Origin of the sequence: Halorubrum sp. PV6, from assembly GCF_003990725.2 — an archaeon.
GTDB lineage: Archaea > Halobacteriota > Halobacteria > Halobacteriales > Haloferacaceae > Halorubrum.
This window is the reverse complement of record NZ_CP030064.1, coordinates 82,048-95,413: the sequence shown is the minus strand read 5'-3', so window position 1 is coordinate 95,413 and position 13,366 is coordinate 82,048. Positions and strand designations below refer to the sequence as shown.

Annotated in this window: 15 protein-coding genes; 8 read left to right on the top strand and 7 right to left on the bottom strand. The window is 69.8% G+C overall.

What is annotated here, in order from left to right:
* The gene (locus DOS48_RS14230) at nucleotides 1–1,710 is read right to left on the bottom strand and encodes a methyl-accepting chemotaxis protein (RefSeq protein WP_127116391.1); all 1,710 of its coding nucleotides are present in this window, start codon (nucleotides 1,708–1,710) and stop codon (nucleotides 1–3) included.
* A 231-nt stretch (nucleotides 1,711–1,941) separates the two neighbouring features.
* Here DOS48_RS14230 and DOS48_RS14225 point away from each other — a divergent pair, with 231 nt between their 5' ends.
* Complete coding sequence (locus DOS48_RS14225; protein WP_168654232.1) at nucleotides 1,942–2,103, top strand: hypothetical protein; 162 nt, start codon at nucleotides 1,942–1,944, stop codon at nucleotides 2,101–2,103.
* Between the two features lie 140 nt (nucleotides 2,104–2,243).
* On the top strand, nucleotides 2,244–2,651 hold the full coding sequence (locus DOS48_RS14220; protein WP_127116390.1) for a DUF5790 family protein: 408 nt from the start codon (nucleotides 2,244–2,246) through the stop codon (nucleotides 2,649–2,651).
* Nucleotides 2,652–2,668: 17 nt separating this feature from the next.
* Here DOS48_RS14220 and DOS48_RS14215 read toward each other — a convergent pair whose 3' ends face one another.
* From DOS48_RS14215 to DOS48_RS14205, 3 genes are all read right to left on the bottom strand, one after another.
* Complete coding sequence (locus DOS48_RS14215) at nucleotides 2,669–3,406, bottom strand: creatininase family protein (RefSeq protein WP_127116389.1); 738 nt, start codon at nucleotides 3,404–3,406, stop codon at nucleotides 2,669–2,671.
* A gap of 60 nt (nucleotides 3,407–3,466) precedes the next feature.
* On the bottom strand, nucleotides 3,467–5,413 hold the full coding sequence (locus DOS48_RS14210) for an ABC transporter ATP-binding protein (RefSeq protein WP_127116388.1): 1,947 nt from the start codon (nucleotides 5,411–5,413) through the stop codon (nucleotides 3,467–3,469).
* Between the two features lie 107 nt (nucleotides 5,414–5,520).
* Nucleotides 5,521–5,808, bottom strand: a complete 288-nt coding sequence (locus DOS48_RS14205; protein WP_127116387.1) for a hypothetical protein — start codon at nucleotides 5,806–5,808, stop codon at nucleotides 5,521–5,523.
* Between the two features lie 99 nt (nucleotides 5,809–5,907).
* Between DOS48_RS14205 and rnz the strand changes: the two genes are divergently transcribed.
* From rnz to DOS48_RS14185, 4 genes are all read left to right on the top strand, one after another.
* Entirely contained in the window at nucleotides 5,908–6,840 is a 933-nt protein-coding gene (gene rnz, locus DOS48_RS14200) for a ribonuclease Z (protein WP_127116386.1), read from the top strand.
* A 112-nt stretch (nucleotides 6,841–6,952) separates the two neighbouring features.
* Nucleotides 6,953–7,462, top strand: a complete 510-nt coding sequence (locus DOS48_RS14195) for a DoxX family protein (protein WP_127116385.1) — start codon at nucleotides 6,953–6,955, stop codon at nucleotides 7,460–7,462.
* Nucleotides 7,463–7,529: 67 nt separating this feature from the next.
* Entirely contained in the window at nucleotides 7,530–7,949 is a 420-nt protein-coding gene (locus tag DOS48_RS14190) for an HIT family protein (protein WP_127116384.1), read from the top strand.
* A gap of 58 nt (nucleotides 7,950–8,007) precedes the next feature.
* The gene (locus tag DOS48_RS14185; protein ID WP_127116383.1) at nucleotides 8,008–8,790 is read left to right on the top strand and encodes a ParA family protein; all 783 of its coding nucleotides are present in this window, start codon (nucleotides 8,008–8,010) and stop codon (nucleotides 8,788–8,790) included.
* A 24-nt stretch (nucleotides 8,791–8,814) separates the two neighbouring features.
* On the opposite strand, the gene DOS48_RS14180 is transcribed toward DOS48_RS14185, so the two are convergent.
* Nucleotides 8,815–9,339, bottom strand: a complete 525-nt coding sequence (locus tag DOS48_RS14180) for a hypothetical protein (RefSeq protein WP_127116382.1) — start codon at nucleotides 9,337–9,339, stop codon at nucleotides 8,815–8,817.
* Between the two features lie 163 nt (nucleotides 9,340–9,502).
* Here DOS48_RS14180 and DOS48_RS14175 point away from each other — a divergent pair, with 163 nt between their 5' ends.
* Both DOS48_RS14175 and DOS48_RS14170 read left to right on the top strand, forming a co-directional pair.
* Nucleotides 9,503–10,492: a transcription initiation factor IIB family protein gene (locus DOS48_RS14175; RefSeq protein ID WP_127116381.1), complete on the top strand. Its 990-nt coding sequence runs from the start codon at nucleotides 9,503–9,505 to the stop codon at nucleotides 10,490–10,492.
* 178 nt (nucleotides 10,493–10,670) lie between these two features.
* Complete coding sequence (locus tag DOS48_RS14170; protein WP_127116380.1) at nucleotides 10,671–12,293, top strand: GTPBP1 family GTP-binding protein; 1,623 nt, start codon at nucleotides 10,671–10,673, stop codon at nucleotides 12,291–12,293.
* Nucleotides 12,294–12,336: 43 nt separating this feature from the next.
* Here the strand turns inward: DOS48_RS14170 and DOS48_RS14165 are convergent, their stop codons facing one another.
* On the bottom strand, nucleotides 12,337–12,861 hold the full coding sequence (locus DOS48_RS14165; protein ID WP_127116379.1) for a hypothetical protein: 525 nt from the start codon (nucleotides 12,859–12,861) through the stop codon (nucleotides 12,337–12,339).
* 48 nt (nucleotides 12,862–12,909) lie between these two features.
* Nucleotides 12,910–13,365 carry a hypothetical protein gene (locus DOS48_RS14160; protein WP_244629349.1) on the bottom strand — a complete coding sequence of 152 codons (456 nt, stop codon included), beginning with the start codon at nucleotides 13,363–13,365 and terminating at the stop codon, nucleotides 12,910–12,912.
* Nucleotide 13,366: the final 1 nt, after the last annotated feature.

The following is a 13,366-nucleotide window of genomic DNA, read 5'->3' as shown; positions in this document are numbered from 1 at the left end:
TCAGTTCACCCCCTCCCCGTCCGCCGGGTCACTGCGAGGCGCGTCTCGCCCCCCGGCGGCGTCGCTCCCGCGTGAGAAGTCGAAGGAGCCGCCGTCCGGCGAGTCCTCGGTGCCCCCGTCGGAGACCGCCGCGGCGGAACCGGCGGGGCTCGCCGAGCTGTCCGCGTCGAGATCCGTGCCGGGAGCGAGGCCGCTGTCGGCCTCGAACCGGAAGTCGTCGACCGCGTTTCGCAGCGCGACGGCGCGCTCCGAGAGCGACCCGGCCGCGGTCTCGACCGCGCTCAGGGTCTGCTCCTGTTCGTCGACCGCGCCGGTGACGTCGCCGGCCGCGCTCGCGGTCTGGGCGCTGATCGCGGAGACGTCCTCGACGTGGCCGACCACCGCGTCGACGGAGTCCGCCTGCGTCTCCGTCGCCCGCGTGATCTCGGTCATGCTCGTGTCCGTTCGCTCGGAGGCTTCGGCGAGGCGTTCGAGCGCGTCGATCGACGTCTCGACGGTTTCGACGCCGGTCGAGATGCGCTGTTCGGTGCGTGCCATCGCGTCGGCGCCCGTCTCCGCGCGCTCCTGGATGGAGTGGATCCGGGCTTCGATCTCGCTTGCGGACTCCTGTGTCTCCTCCGCCAGCGCCTTGACCTCCTCCGCGACGACCGCGAATCCCGCGCCCTCGGCGCCGGACCGGGCCGCCTCGATGGAAGCGTTGAGCGCGAGCAGATTCGTCTGCTCGGCGATCTCGGAGATAGTGTCGACGACCTCGCCGATCTCTTCGACCTCCTCGGCGAGCGCCTCGACCTCTTCGGTCGTCTCCGCGGTCGTCTCCTCGACCGCGTCCATCTCGGCGAGCGCCTCCTCGGCGGCCTCCCGGCCCTCGTCGCCGACTTCGGCGGCGTGTTCCGCGGTCTCGGCCACGTCGGAGACGGTGGCGGCGACCTCCTCGGCCGAGGAGGCGAGGTTCTCGGCCTCGTCGGTCGCGGCCTGCAGGTCGTCGCGCTGGGTGCGAGCGCCCTCCGCGATCTCGTCGACCGCCTCACTCACGGTGCCCGTCGTCGCTCGCAGGCTGTCCGTGCGGTCGTCGACGGTCCCGGCCACGTCGGCGGTGTCCTCGGCGACGGTGGCGACGGAGGCGACCGTCTCCTCCAGTTCGTCGGCCATCTCGTTGAACGCGACGCCGACCCGGCTCATCGCGTCGTTGTCGCTCTCGGGGTCGACCCGTCGGGTCAGGTCGCCGTCGGCGAGCGCGCGCATCGCCGACTCGTACTCGGACGCCTTCTGCTCGACCGTCTCGGCGCGTTCGGTCGCCTCGCGGCGCGCCTGCTCCGCGTCCTGACGGGCTTCCTTGGCGTCGTTGATCGTGGTCCGGAGCGACTCGCGCATGGCGTCGAACGCGCGGAACAGCCGCCCAAGCTCGTCGGTGCGCCCCGTCTCCAGTTGCACCTCGAGGTCGCCGTCGGCCATCCGCTCGGCTTTGCCGGTGAGTTGGCGCAGCGAGATGACCGTGTTCGATCCAACCGTGACGCCGATGAGCGCGAGCCCGATCACCGTCAGCAACGTCATTCCGATGAGCCCGGATCGGACCTCGGTCCCCACGGCGCCGGCCGTGCGAAGGTAGACGATGACCCCGTATGAAACTGAGACCCCCATGACCCCGATGAGCGACAGCGCGAGCTTCGCGCCGTAACTCGATCGGATGCCGGAAGTCGACCCCTCTTGCATAATGTACCATACAACAGTGATCGGATCGGTATAACAGGTGGTTCCCGAATATTAGCACTGATAACGCTGATCGGCCGCCGCGACGAGCGGCTCCGCGGCCTCGCGAAGTCGCCGACGAGTTGGTCGACGTCGCGGACGCGCGTCTCCGCCTATATAGGTATGTAGTCCGGTATCCATCGCTACACCGCCCTCATAGTCGGTTTTACGACGCTCGCCGAGAGATTCGTAGCCGTGACCGACGCCGACGCCGCCCCCTCCGGCCGGCCCGCGCTCCTCGCCGCGACCCCGAGCGCCGAACGGGTGACGCGGTGGCTCCGAACGCTGGCGCTGCTGGCCGGCGTTCTCGGCCTGCTTATCGGCCTGCTCGTCCTCGAACTCGTCGGCCGGCTGTGACCGCGAGCGGCGCCCGCCGGTCAGCCGAGCGAAACTGAACGGCCGACGACAGCGAACCGGAGCGCAGACGCCGCGTCGTCTCTGTTTTCACTTTCGCTTTCGGGCGCGTTTTTAAAAGGCGTGGGCACGACGAGTCGGGTATGAGCCAGTCCACGTTCGACGACGACGACCTGTTCGGCGAGGCCGCAGAAGAGACCCGCGCCGAGGTTCGAGAACACCTCCAGGCCGCCCGCGAGGAACTCCCCGACGCCGACGCGGTGTGGGAGACGGACGCGGACAACGTGTTGGGCGCGCTCAACGGGCTGAAGTCGGCGCTGTCGGTCGGCGACGCGGTCGACAGCGTGCGCTCGGCGAAGAAGGCGTACGTGCTCGGCGAGCGCGCCGACGCCTTCGAGGACGCCGAGGATTTACAAGCGGAGATCGAGGAACTGGAGTCGCTCGTCGGCGACATCGAGGCCGCCGCCGAGGACGTCGGCTCGCTCACCGGCACGGTCCCCGCGATTCGCGGGGCGCTCCAGGACGCCGCCGAAGCGGACGACGAGGAGTAGTCGCACCGAACGATTCCTTATAAATCCCGGTCGACGACCGCCGTCGCGACCTCGACGAGCGCGTCGCTCGCCGTATCGAGGAGTTCCGCTCCGCGCTCGGCGTCGCCGGCGCTCGGATCGCCGACCACGCCGTTGTCGCTGAACTCGTCGGCGTCGTGCGCGAGGTTCACGCCGGCGACCCACTCGCCCCACCGGTCGGCGGCGCCGTCGCGGGCGTCCGCGATCCGGTCTTCTCGAACCAGATCCGGGTGCGTCGCGCGCAGCAGCGCCGTCTCGAGCGGCCCGGCGTGGCCCATGTCGCTCGCGTGCTCGCCGACCGAGTCGAACCACGTGAACGCCGCGGCGTAGCCGTCGTGGGCCGCGTCGCGAGAGAACCGGCGGGCGACCTCCGCGAGCGCCGCCACGTTGCCGCCGTGGCCGTTGACGAACACCACCCGATGTATCCCGTGGCTCGACAGCGATTCGGCCGCCTCGCGGACGTACGCGCGGAAGGTGTCCGGCGAGACCCACATCGTCCCGTCGAACGCGCGGTGTTCCTCGGCGACGCCGACGGGAATGGGCGGCGACACGGCGACGGCGCCGCGGTCCGAGGCCTCGTAGGCCGTCTCGCCCGCCTCGGCGACGGCGACCGCGTTGAGGGTGTCGGTCCCGAGCGGGGCGTGGGGGCCGTGCTGTTCGGTGCTGCCGACGGGGACGAACGCGAGGTCGATGTCGGCGTCACGCACGTCGGTCCAGGTGGCGTCCGCGAGTCGCATACCCGACCGTCGGCGGGACATGCCGTATAGCCGACGGTCCGGGCGCCGGGACGCCCGCCGTCAGTCGTCGTCGCTCTCGGCGTCTTCGATCAGCTGTGCGGTGCGCTGTTGGGCGCGGTCGATGAACTCCTGCGGGAGCTCGTCGATTTCGCCGGCCTGGACGCCCCAGAGGTGGCCGTACAGCCCGTCGTTGGCCAACAGTTCGTCGTGGGTGCCGCGCTCGACGATTTCGCCGCCCTCCAACACGAGGATGGTGTCGGCGTCCTTGATAGTCGAGAGGCGGTGGGCGATGGCGAACGTCGTTCGGTCGGCGGTGAGGCGGTCGAGCGAGCGTTGGATCAGCATCTCCGTCTCGGTGTCGACGTCGGAGGTCGCCTCGTCGAGGATGAGGATGTCGGGGTCTTTCAGCACCGCTCGCGCGATGGTGACGCGCTGGCGCTGGCCCCCGGAGAGTTTGACGCCGCGCTCGCCGACCATCGTGTCGTAGCCGTCCGGGAGGTTCTGGATGAACTCGTGGGCCTCCGCGGCCTCCGCGGCCTCGCGGACCTCCTCGTCGGTCGCGTCGAAGGTGCCGTAGGTGATGTTCTCGCGGACGGTGCCGTAGAAGAGGTACGACGACTGGCCGACGTAGCCGATCGACCGGCGGAGGGATTTGAGCGTCACGTCGCGCACGTCCTGGCCGTCGATCCGGATCGCGCCGTCGTCGACGTCGTACATCCGGAGCAGCAGTTTGAGCACTGTCGATTTTCCGGCGCCGGTCGGGCCGACCAACGCGAGCGTCTCGCCGCCCTCGACCGCGAAGTCGATGTCGGAGACGATGGTCTCGTCGTCGTAGCCGAAGCTCACGTCGTCGTAGACCACGTCGCCGTCGCCGACGGTCAACTCCTCGGCGTCCGGATCTTCGGCGAGCCGCGAGGGCTCGTCCATCAGACCGAAGATTCGCGCCGAGGAAGCCCGAGCGCGCTGGTACATGTTGATGATCTGCCCGAACTGCGCCATCGGCCAGATGAACCGCTGGGTGTAGAGGATGAAGACGACGAACATCCCGACCGACAGGTCGCCGGTAAAGGGGCCCGGCGGCGTCTCGCGGAACACCCACAGGCCGCCGACGACGAAGGTGAACACGAAGCCGATGCCGGCCAGCACGCGGAGCGCGGGGAAGAACTTGATCCGGGTCGTGATGGCGTCCCAGTTGGCGTCGAAATAGTCCATCGACACGTCGTCGACGCGGTCGGACTCGTACGGCTCGGTGTTCGACGACTTGATCACCTGAATGCCGCCCAAGTTGTTCTCCAGCCGGGAGTTCATTTTCCCGACCGACGAGCGCACCTCGGCGTACTTCGGCTGGATGATCTTGATAAAGAGGTAGGTGAAGCCGGCGATGACGGGCACCGGGAGGAGCGCGACCAAGGCGAGCTGCCAGTTGATCCACACGAGCAGGAACCCAATTCCGAGGACCATCACGGAGAGGCGGAACAGCGAGTTCATCCCGTCGTTTAAGAACCGTTCGAGCCGGTTCACGTCGTTCGAGAGGATGGACATCATCTCGCCCGTCTGCTTGTCGGAGAAGAACTCCATGTTGAGCCGCTGCATCTTGTCGTAGGTGTCGGTCCGAACGTCGTGCTGGATGTTCTGTGCGAAGGCGTTGAACCCCCAGTTGCGGACCCAGTGGAAGGCGGCGCCGATCCCGAACGCGCCCCCGATGACGGCGATGGTGAACCAGAACTGCGCCTCCTGTCCCGTCGGAAGCCACGCGTCCGGGAGGACCACGAGCGGGATCTGCTCGCGGAACAGCGCGTCCTGGTAGAACACGGCGTCGATAGCGATCCCGAGCATCAGCGGCGGGAGGAGGTCGAGGAGCCGCGCGAAGACGCTGGCGAGGACGCCGACGGACACCTGCGGGAGGTAGTCGCGGCCGTACGCGAGGAACAGCCGTTTCATCGGGTTCTCGATTTTGTCCCGCTGTTCCTCGAACGGGTCGTCGTCTTCCCACTCGGGACTACTCATTACCGTATCGTACCGTGTCTGGCGGCATATGGGTTTCCTTCGGACCGCGATGAATCGGTTGAAATCTCCGGTATCGAGCGCTGAAACCGCCGATCACCGGGTGGGCGTCACACGACGCGGCGCTCCGTGTCCGGGTCGACGCCGGCGGCGGCGAGGTCGTCTCGGATGCGTTGCCGGAGCGGGTCCGGAATCTCCTCGCGGGGGACGGGGGCGGCCGTCCCGACAGCGGTCTCCTCCTCCGAGTCGGCGGGGACCGTCCAGTAGAGGACACGCTCGGCGTCGGCGTAGAACTCCACCGCGAACCGCGTGCCGCCGCCGTCGTAGTGGACGCGCGCCGCGGCGCCCTCCGCGCGCCACCCGTCTTCCTTGGTCAGCGCGGCGATCGAATCGTACACGGTCGCGTTCGGGGCGGCGGACACATGTCGGTGTCGCCGTCGGGCCGCCTCGACCGCGTCATCGATACCGGTTTACAAACCCCGCCCCGATGGGTAGCCATGTCCCTTCGCGTCACGTTTCTCGGAACGGGCGGCGCCGTCCCGACCACCGAGCGCGCGCCGAGCGCACTGTTCGTCAACCGCGAGGGCGACCGCCTGCTGTTCGACTGCGGGGAGGGCACCCAACGCGGCATGATGCGGCACGGAACCGGGTTCGGGATCGACCACCTGTTCGTCTCGCACCTCCACGGCGACCACGTCCTCGGGATTCCGGGGCTCGTCCAGACGCTCGGGTTCAACGACCGCGAGGACCCGCTCACGATCCACTGCCCGCCGGGGACCGGAGCGGACCTCCACGACCTCGTCCACGCGGTCGGCCACGACCCGGCGTTCGACGTGCGGCTCAACGAGGTCGCCCCCGGATCGGTCGCGCTCGACGCCGACGGCTACGAGGTCCGCGCGTTCGAGACGGTCCACCGGACGAAATCGCAGGGCTACGTGCTCGAAGAAGACGACAGGCCGGGGCGGTTCGACCGCCCGAAGGCCGAGGAGTTGGGCGTCCCGGTCGGACCGAAGTTCGGCCGCCTGCACGCCGGCGAATCCGTCGAGGCCGAGGACGGTTCGATTGTCGAACCGGAGCAGGTCGTGGGGCCGCCGCGACCGGGACGGACGCTCGTGTACACCGCCGACACCCGGCCGCGAGAGGGCACCGTCGCGGTCGCCGCGGACGCCGACCTGCTCGTCCACGACGCCACCTTCGCCGACGACATGGCGGACCGCGCCCGCGACACGGCGCACTCGACCGGGCGAGAGGCCGGGGAGATAGCCGCCCGCGCCGACGCGAAGCGGCTGGCGCTGGTCCACATCTCCTCGCGGTACGCCGCCGACGCCTCGCCGATCCGCAGGGAGGCGGCGGGCGCGTTCGACGGCGACGTGCTCCTGCCGGACGACGGCGACCTGTTCGAGGTCCCGTTCCCCGGCGCGGACGAGTGAGGGGTTGTCGCGGGCGTCGTTCGCGCCGGAGCGCCGTTTCGCCGTTTCGTCCCTTCACGGCCCCGCTGTGGTGAGTTTTTCCGTACTGCGCCCCTACCGGTAGCGAGAGCTAATGTCCGCTTCAGAAACGGTCCGGTCGGAGGGCGGGAGAGATCCCGATCCAACGGACCGGCTCGGCTCGGCCCGGGAACGCTTCGACCGGATTGACCGCGCGATCACGAGAGAGATGGACCGACTCGGAATCCCCGTCCTCCGGGTCGCGCTCGGGATCGTCTTCGTCTGGTTCGGCGGACTGAAAGTTATCGGCGGGAGCCCGGCCGCCGACCTCGTGGCCGCCACGGTGTACGTGGTGCCGGCCGAGGTGTTCGTCCCGATACTCGGGGTCTGGGAGGTGCTCATCGGGCTGTGTCTGCTGTACCGGCCCCTCATCCGGGTCGGCATACTCCTGTTGTTCCTCCAGATGCCCGGCACCTTCCTCCCGATGGTGCTACTGCCGGAGGTCGTGTTCGTCACGTTCCCGTTCGAGTTGACCGTCGAGGGGCAGTACATCGTCAAGAACCTCGTGATCATCGGTGCCGCGCTGGTCGTCGGCGGGACCGTCCGCGAGGACGCCGAGGAGTGAGCCGGAGCGCCCGGTAGGGGCCACCGTTCGGGAAACCTTGATGAGTCGCCGCGCCGACCGCTCGGGTATGTCCGGAGACTGCATCTTCTGTTCGATCGTCGCCGGCGACATCCCGGCACGAACCGTTCACGAGACCGACGACGTGCTGGCGTTCCTCGACGCCAATCCGCTCGCTCGCGGACACACGCTCGTGATCCCGAAGTCGCACGCGAAACACGTCGGCGACCTCGACGGCGACCTCACGAGCGAACTGTTCGCGGCCGTGGCCGAACTCACGCCGCGCGTCCAGTCGACCGTCGGCGCCGACGGCGCCAACGTCGGGATCAACGACGGCGAGGCGGCCGGACAGGAGGTCCCGCACGTCCACGTCCACATCATCCCGCGGTTCGAGGGCGACGGCGGCGCGCCGCTCCACGCGGTCGGCGGCGAGCGGCCCGACCTCTCCGACGACGAACTCGACGCGATCGGCGAGGCGATTGCCGAGTGAGCGTCACGGCGGCGGGAGGACAACAGGATTAACAGCGAAACTGCGAGAAACAGAGCGCATGCACGCGACGACGCTCGCGCTCGTCGGAGCGACCGGCGGGGCCGGAACGACCCGCACCGCGATCGAACTGGCGACGCTCGGCGCGCGCGACGGCCGCGACGTGGCGGTCGTCGACGCCGCGTTCACCACGCAGGGGCTCTCCGAATACGTGTCGGGCCGGATCGGGACGGATCTCACGACGCTTCTCACCGACGAAACCGGCTCGTCGCTGTCGGCGGCGACGTACCCGATCGCACCGGGCGCTGACGGCGGCGGGGACAGTGCCGACGGCCTCGACCTGCCGGGGCGGGCAGAGGTCGTTCCGGCGCGGGCGCCCTTCGAGCGCGTCGCACGCGCGAAGACGGCGGAGGCGGCGCGGAAGTTGGAGCGCCGGATCGACGAGGCCGCGACGACCTACGACGCGGTCCTCGTCGACGCCGCCCCCGTCGGCTCGAACGAGGCGGTCGCGGGGGTCACCGCCGCCGATCGGACCGCGGCGGTGACGCCGGCGACGACGCACGGCCGGGACGCCCTCCAGCGACTCCGCGGTCGCGTCGCGGACGTGGGCGCGAGCGTGGACCGCACCGTAGCGATCGCTCGCGAGGCGGACGGGGAAGCCGCCGAGCGCGACGCGGAGGTGTGCCTCCCACAGACGGCTCCCGAAGTCGGTGCTGCGCCGACGACGGCGGCGGGGGACGGCGCGTACACGCGGGCGGTGGCGGCGGCCTTCGAGGACTGCTTCGACGCGACGGTCGACGTCGAGTTCGCGGAGCCGGGGCTGGTCGACCGGCTGCGGTCTTAAAGGGAGAAAACAGGCGACAGCGACTCAGCGGAGGCCGTCCGGCGACCCGAGCGCGCCGCCGAGCGCGTCGTCGTCGCCGGCGGATCCGACGCCGAGCGGCGCGGAGCCGGCGACGTGAGCGTCGACGGCTTCGGCGGCCGCGGGGAGCGGGTCGTGCGTCTCGACGTACGTCGCCAGCGCGAAGTCCGCCTCGTCGCCGCCGGCGAGCGCGACCGCCTCGCTGCGCGCGAGTCGACCGTCCAGCCAGTCGCGGACGACCTCGCGGCGGCTCGGCGCGAGCGGACAGACGCCCTCGACGCCGCACCGGTGGAGCGCCTTCGCGCCCGTCATCGGCGTCACGCCGGCCTCGCGCGCGGCGTCGCCGACGCTCCGGCCGGCGGTGTACGCGTCGACGAGCGTCGCCGTCGCCGCGGGCGTGCACGGGAGGTCGTCGGCCTGTTCTGCGAGTCGCTCGGCGAGCGGCGTGTCGGTGTCGTCCGCGACGGCGACCCCGCGGTCGCGCTGGCTCGCGGTCACCTCGAGGCCGTCCGCGATCTCCGACAGCGTCATGCGAGATGCTCGCACGCTCGACGAGTTAAAACCACCGTACTGCGGCGGGATAGTGGGAAGAAACACCGACCGATTACCGGTCGGTTCGATCCCGCAGAGTCGACCGATCGACCCGCGATCAGGGCGGGTTTAAGTAAGGCATCGGGTCCGAGTTCGATGTGTGATGAGTGACGCACGCTCGACGCAGACTCGTTCGCCCCGTACCCAGACCGACGACGCCGCGACCGCGGACCGCGCCGAGCGCCCGACCCGAGCGGCGACCGTCGAGGACGGCGACGCCACGGCGACGAACGCCGACGCCCGCGAGACGTGTCCGGAGTGCGGTGGCCGGACGCGCGTCGACGCCGCAGAGCGCGTCTGTGCCGACTGCGGGCTCGTCGTCGAGGCCGACCGAATCGACCACGGCCCCGAGTGGCGCTCGTTCGACGACGACGACACGAACCCCAAGCGCACCGGCGCACCCCTGACGCGCTCGCGTCACGACCGCGGGCTCTCGACGGAGATCGGCCGGTCGACGAAGGTGAAAGGGCGCAAGCGGCGGCGACTCGCACGGATGCGCACCCAGCACAACCGCGCGCAGATATCCTCGAAACGCGATCGCAACAAGGTGTACGCCTACACCGAGATACGGCGGCTCACGGGAGCCTTAGAGCTGCCCGACAGCGTTCGCGACACGGCCTGTACGCTGTTCGACTCCGCACAGGACGAGAGCCTGCTCCGCGGTCGCTCGCTTGAGGGCTTTGCGGCCGCCTGCCTCTACGTCGCCTGCCGCACCGCCGACGTGGCGCGGACCGTCGGTGAGATCTGCGCCGAAGCGAAGGCGACGGAGGCCGAACACCGGGCCGCCTTCGACGCGATGAACCGCGAACTCGGCCTGCCGATCGCGCCGACCGGACCCGCCGAGTACCTCCCGCGGTTCGCGAGCGACCTCGGCTGTGCGCCCGAGTTGGAGCGTCGCGCCGGAGAGCTGGCCGAGCGGACCGTCGAGGAGGGCATCGCGAACGGCCGCAACCCGGTGGGCGTCGCCGCCGCGTGCCTGTACACGGCCGCCCGAGAGCTGGGAGCCGACTGCACGCAGCAGGAGGCCGCCGACGTGGCCGGCGTGACGCCCGTGACCGTACGGCGGACGTACGTCGACCTGACCGAGTCGTGAACCGCGACCCGCGCCGGAGCGCACGGTCCGGCGACGTCGGCCGACGAGGAACCGACCGAGTGTGACCGCATTGCTGTCGGGGGCGGTGGGAGCGCTCCCGAGCGCTCGGTATCGGTAACGTGACGTGAGTACGCATACCACGAAAACCGTTAAGCCCGGCTGTTCCCTATCAGCGGTTATGAGCGCTGACCGGTCCGTCCTCCAGCGGGCCATCGAGCGCGGCGAACGAGACGGCGGTTCCATCGAGTTCAAAGAGCGACTGACTCGCGAAGTCCACCTCGCCGACGGGCGCATGGAGTCGCTCGTGGCACAGCTTCGCCACCGCGTCCTCTCGGGCGACGGCGAGGCGACCTACGTCCTCGGCGTCACCGACGACGGGGGGTTGGCCGGGATCGACCCCGACGCCTTCACGGAGACGATGGACGTGCTCTCGCTTTTGGCCGACGAGGCCGACGCCCACATCGCCGACGTAGAGACGTGGAGCGCCGGCTCCGCCGGCAACGGGAACACTGACGGGCTCGTCGGCCTCGCCACCCTCCGGGAGGGCGGCATGTTCGAGGCTGACGACGACCACCTCGTGGTCGGGACGGCCGGCCACGTCGACCACGGCAAGTCGACGCTCGTCGGGACGCTCGTCACCGGGCGAGCCGACGACGGACAGGGCGGGACGCGGGGATTCCTCGACGTGCAACCCCACGAGATAGAGCGCGGGCTCTCGGCAGACCTCTCGTACGCCGTCTACGGCTTCGACGACGAGGGCGGCGAGCCGGTCCGAATGGACAACCCGCATCGGAAGTCCGATCGCGCCCGGATCGTCGAGGAGGCCGATCGGTTAGTCTCGTTCGTCGACACGGTCGGCCACGAGCCGTGGCTCCGGACGACGATCCGAGGGCTCGTCGGCCAGAAACTCGATTACGGGCTGCTCGTCGTCGCCGCCGACGACGGCCCGACGAAGACGACCCGCGAACACCTCGGCATCCTGTTGGCGACGGAACTCCCGACGATCGTCGCGGTCACGAAAGCCGACGCCGTGAGCGACGACCGGCTCGCGGCGGTCGAACGAGAGGTGGAGTCGATGCTCCGGGACGCGGGACAGACGCCGCTTTTGGTCGAGCGGCACGGGATCGACACGGCGGTCACGGAGGTCGGTGACGGGGTCGTCCCGCTGCTCCAGACCAGCGCGGTGACGAAGCAGGGCGTCGACGCGCTCGACCGACTGTTCGAGGCGCTCCCGAAGCGGGCGACGCCGGAGCGCGAGGAGTTCCGGCTGTACGTCGACCGGAGTTACAAGGTGACGGGCGTCGGCGCGGTGGCGTCCGGCACGGTCAACTCCGGCACCGTGGAGGCCGGCGACGAACTCCTGTTAGGGCCGATGGCCGACGGCTCCTTCCGCGAGGTGGAGGCGCGGTCGATCGAGATGCACTACCACCGAGTCGACAAGGCGACCGCGGGCCGCATCGTCGGAATCGCCTTAAAAGGCGTCGACGAGTCGGAGATCGAACGCGGGATGGCGCTCGTCCCCAGAGACAGCGACCCGAAGCCGGTCCGGACGTTCGAAGCCGAAGTGATGGTCCTCAACCACCCGACGCGGATTCAGGCCGGGTACGAACCGGTGGTTCACCTCGAAACCGTCTCCGAGGCGGCGGTCTTCGAGCCGGAGGGCGGACGGCTGCTCCCCGGCGACACCGGCCGAACGACGGTCCGGTTTAAGTTCCGGCCGTATCTGATCGAGGAGGGACAGCGGTTCGTCTTCCGGGAGGGGTCGAGTAAGGGCGTCGGGACCGTCCGCGACGTGACGTGAGCGGTCAGACGGCGGCGAGACGGCTGACTGACGGCGCGGCCGCCTACGCGTCGGGACCGAGCAACGGTTCGATCGCTTCGTGGCGTATCGTTCCGAGGTGGGTACCGTCGATGCGTTTGAGATGCGTGAAGAGGACGCCACGTTCGCGCGCCGTGGCGACCATCCCGGTCGCCTCGGTGGGGTCGTAGTAGCTCGCGAAAAGCAGCGCGCGGGACGCCGACTCGTCGAGAAGTTCGACGACGAGGAACGCGTTCTCGCCGACCGTCGACCGGTACGCCTCGTACCGGGTCACGTCGAGCGTCGAGAGGACCTCGGCCACCTCGTCGGCGTGGTTGTCGGGAACGACGTGGACGAACCCGAATCGCTCGGGGTCGTCGCCCATGTCGGGCGTCACGGTGTCGGTGTGGAGCGTCGTCGCCGTGACGACCTCGAACCCGGCCTCCCGGCGCTCGTCGGCGAGCAGTTGCATCTCCTCGTTCGTCTGCGCCCAGCCGTTCTTCCGAACGGACGCCCCGCTCGCGAGCCGCTGGAGTCGCTCGTCGTCGCGGTCGTTTCCGGTATCAGGCACGTCTATCGGTTCGAGGGTCGCGGATAAAACCCTTTTCGGTGAGCCGGCTCAGACGATGCCGAACTGGGCTTCGAGGAGGTACGACGCGAGCAGCACCAACACGCTCGCGACGAACAGCTTTCCGGCCGGCGTCACGCGCTTCGTCGGCGGCGCCGGCGGAAGCCAGCGGGACGGGGGAAGCGAGCGGACGAACCGCTGGAAGCGCGTCCGGTCGGGGACCTTCGGGATCGACCGGCCGTCGACGGTCACGCCGTCGACGGTGTTCGATTCGAGGTCGCTCGGCGACCGCGGCCACAGCCGGGCCGTCGCGTACGCCATCATCGCGAGGCCGGCCAGAAACAGGAGCACCTTGACGCGAGCGAACCCGCCGCCGGTGGCGATACCGAGGACGGCAGCGCCGGTGCCGACGAGGACGGCGACCGTCGCGGCGTACGTCACCGCGTGCGCCGCCACGAGGCCGGCGACGCGGAGGCGGGCGAGAGACGAGCCGTCGGCGGGACGCATC

Excerpts from the sequence above, each read along its gene's own strand:
- DOS48_RS14230 (WP_127116391.1), bottom strand. The coding sequence starts at position 1,710 with ATGCAAGAGGGGTCGACTTCCGGCATCCGATCGAGTTACGGCGCGAAG.
- DOS48_RS14220 (WP_127116390.1), top strand. The coding sequence starts at position 2,244 with ATGAGCCAGTCCACGTTCGACGACGACGACCTGTTCGGCGAGGCCGCA.
- DOS48_RS14190 (WP_127116384.1), top strand. The coding sequence starts at position 7,530 with ATGTCCGGAGACTGCATCTTCTGTTCGATCGTCGCCGGCGACATCCCG.
- DOS48_RS14210 (WP_127116388.1), bottom strand. The coding sequence starts at position 5,413 with ATGAGTAGTCCCGAGTGGGAAGACGACGACCCGTTCGAGGAACAGCGG.
- DOS48_RS14195 (WP_127116385.1), top strand. The coding sequence starts at position 6,953 with ATGTCCGCTTCAGAAACGGTCCGGTCGGAGGGCGGGAGAGATCCCGAT.
- rnz (WP_127116386.1), top strand. The coding sequence starts at position 5,908 with ATGTCCCTTCGCGTCACGTTTCTCGGAACGGGCGGCGCCGTCCCGACC.
- DOS48_RS14170 (WP_127116380.1), top strand. The coding sequence starts at position 10,671 with ATGAGCGCTGACCGGTCCGTCCTCCAGCGGGCCATCGAGCGCGGCGAA.
- DOS48_RS14215 (WP_127116389.1), bottom strand. The coding sequence starts at position 3,406 with ATGCGACTCGCGGACGCCACCTGGACCGACGTGCGTGACGCCGACATC.
- DOS48_RS14160 (WP_244629349.1), bottom strand. The coding sequence starts at position 13,365 with ATGCGTCCCGCCGACGGCTCGTCTCTCGCCCGCCTCCGCGTCGCCGGC.
- DOS48_RS14175 (WP_127116381.1), top strand. The coding sequence starts at position 9,503 with ATGAGTGACGCACGCTCGACGCAGACTCGTTCGCCCCGTACCCAGACC.
- DOS48_RS14185 (WP_127116383.1), top strand. The coding sequence starts at position 8,008 with ATGCACGCGACGACGCTCGCGCTCGTCGGAGCGACCGGCGGGGCCGGA.
- DOS48_RS14180 (WP_127116382.1), bottom strand. The coding sequence starts at position 9,339 with ATGACGCTGTCGGAGATCGCGGACGGCCTCGAGGTGACCGCGAGCCAG.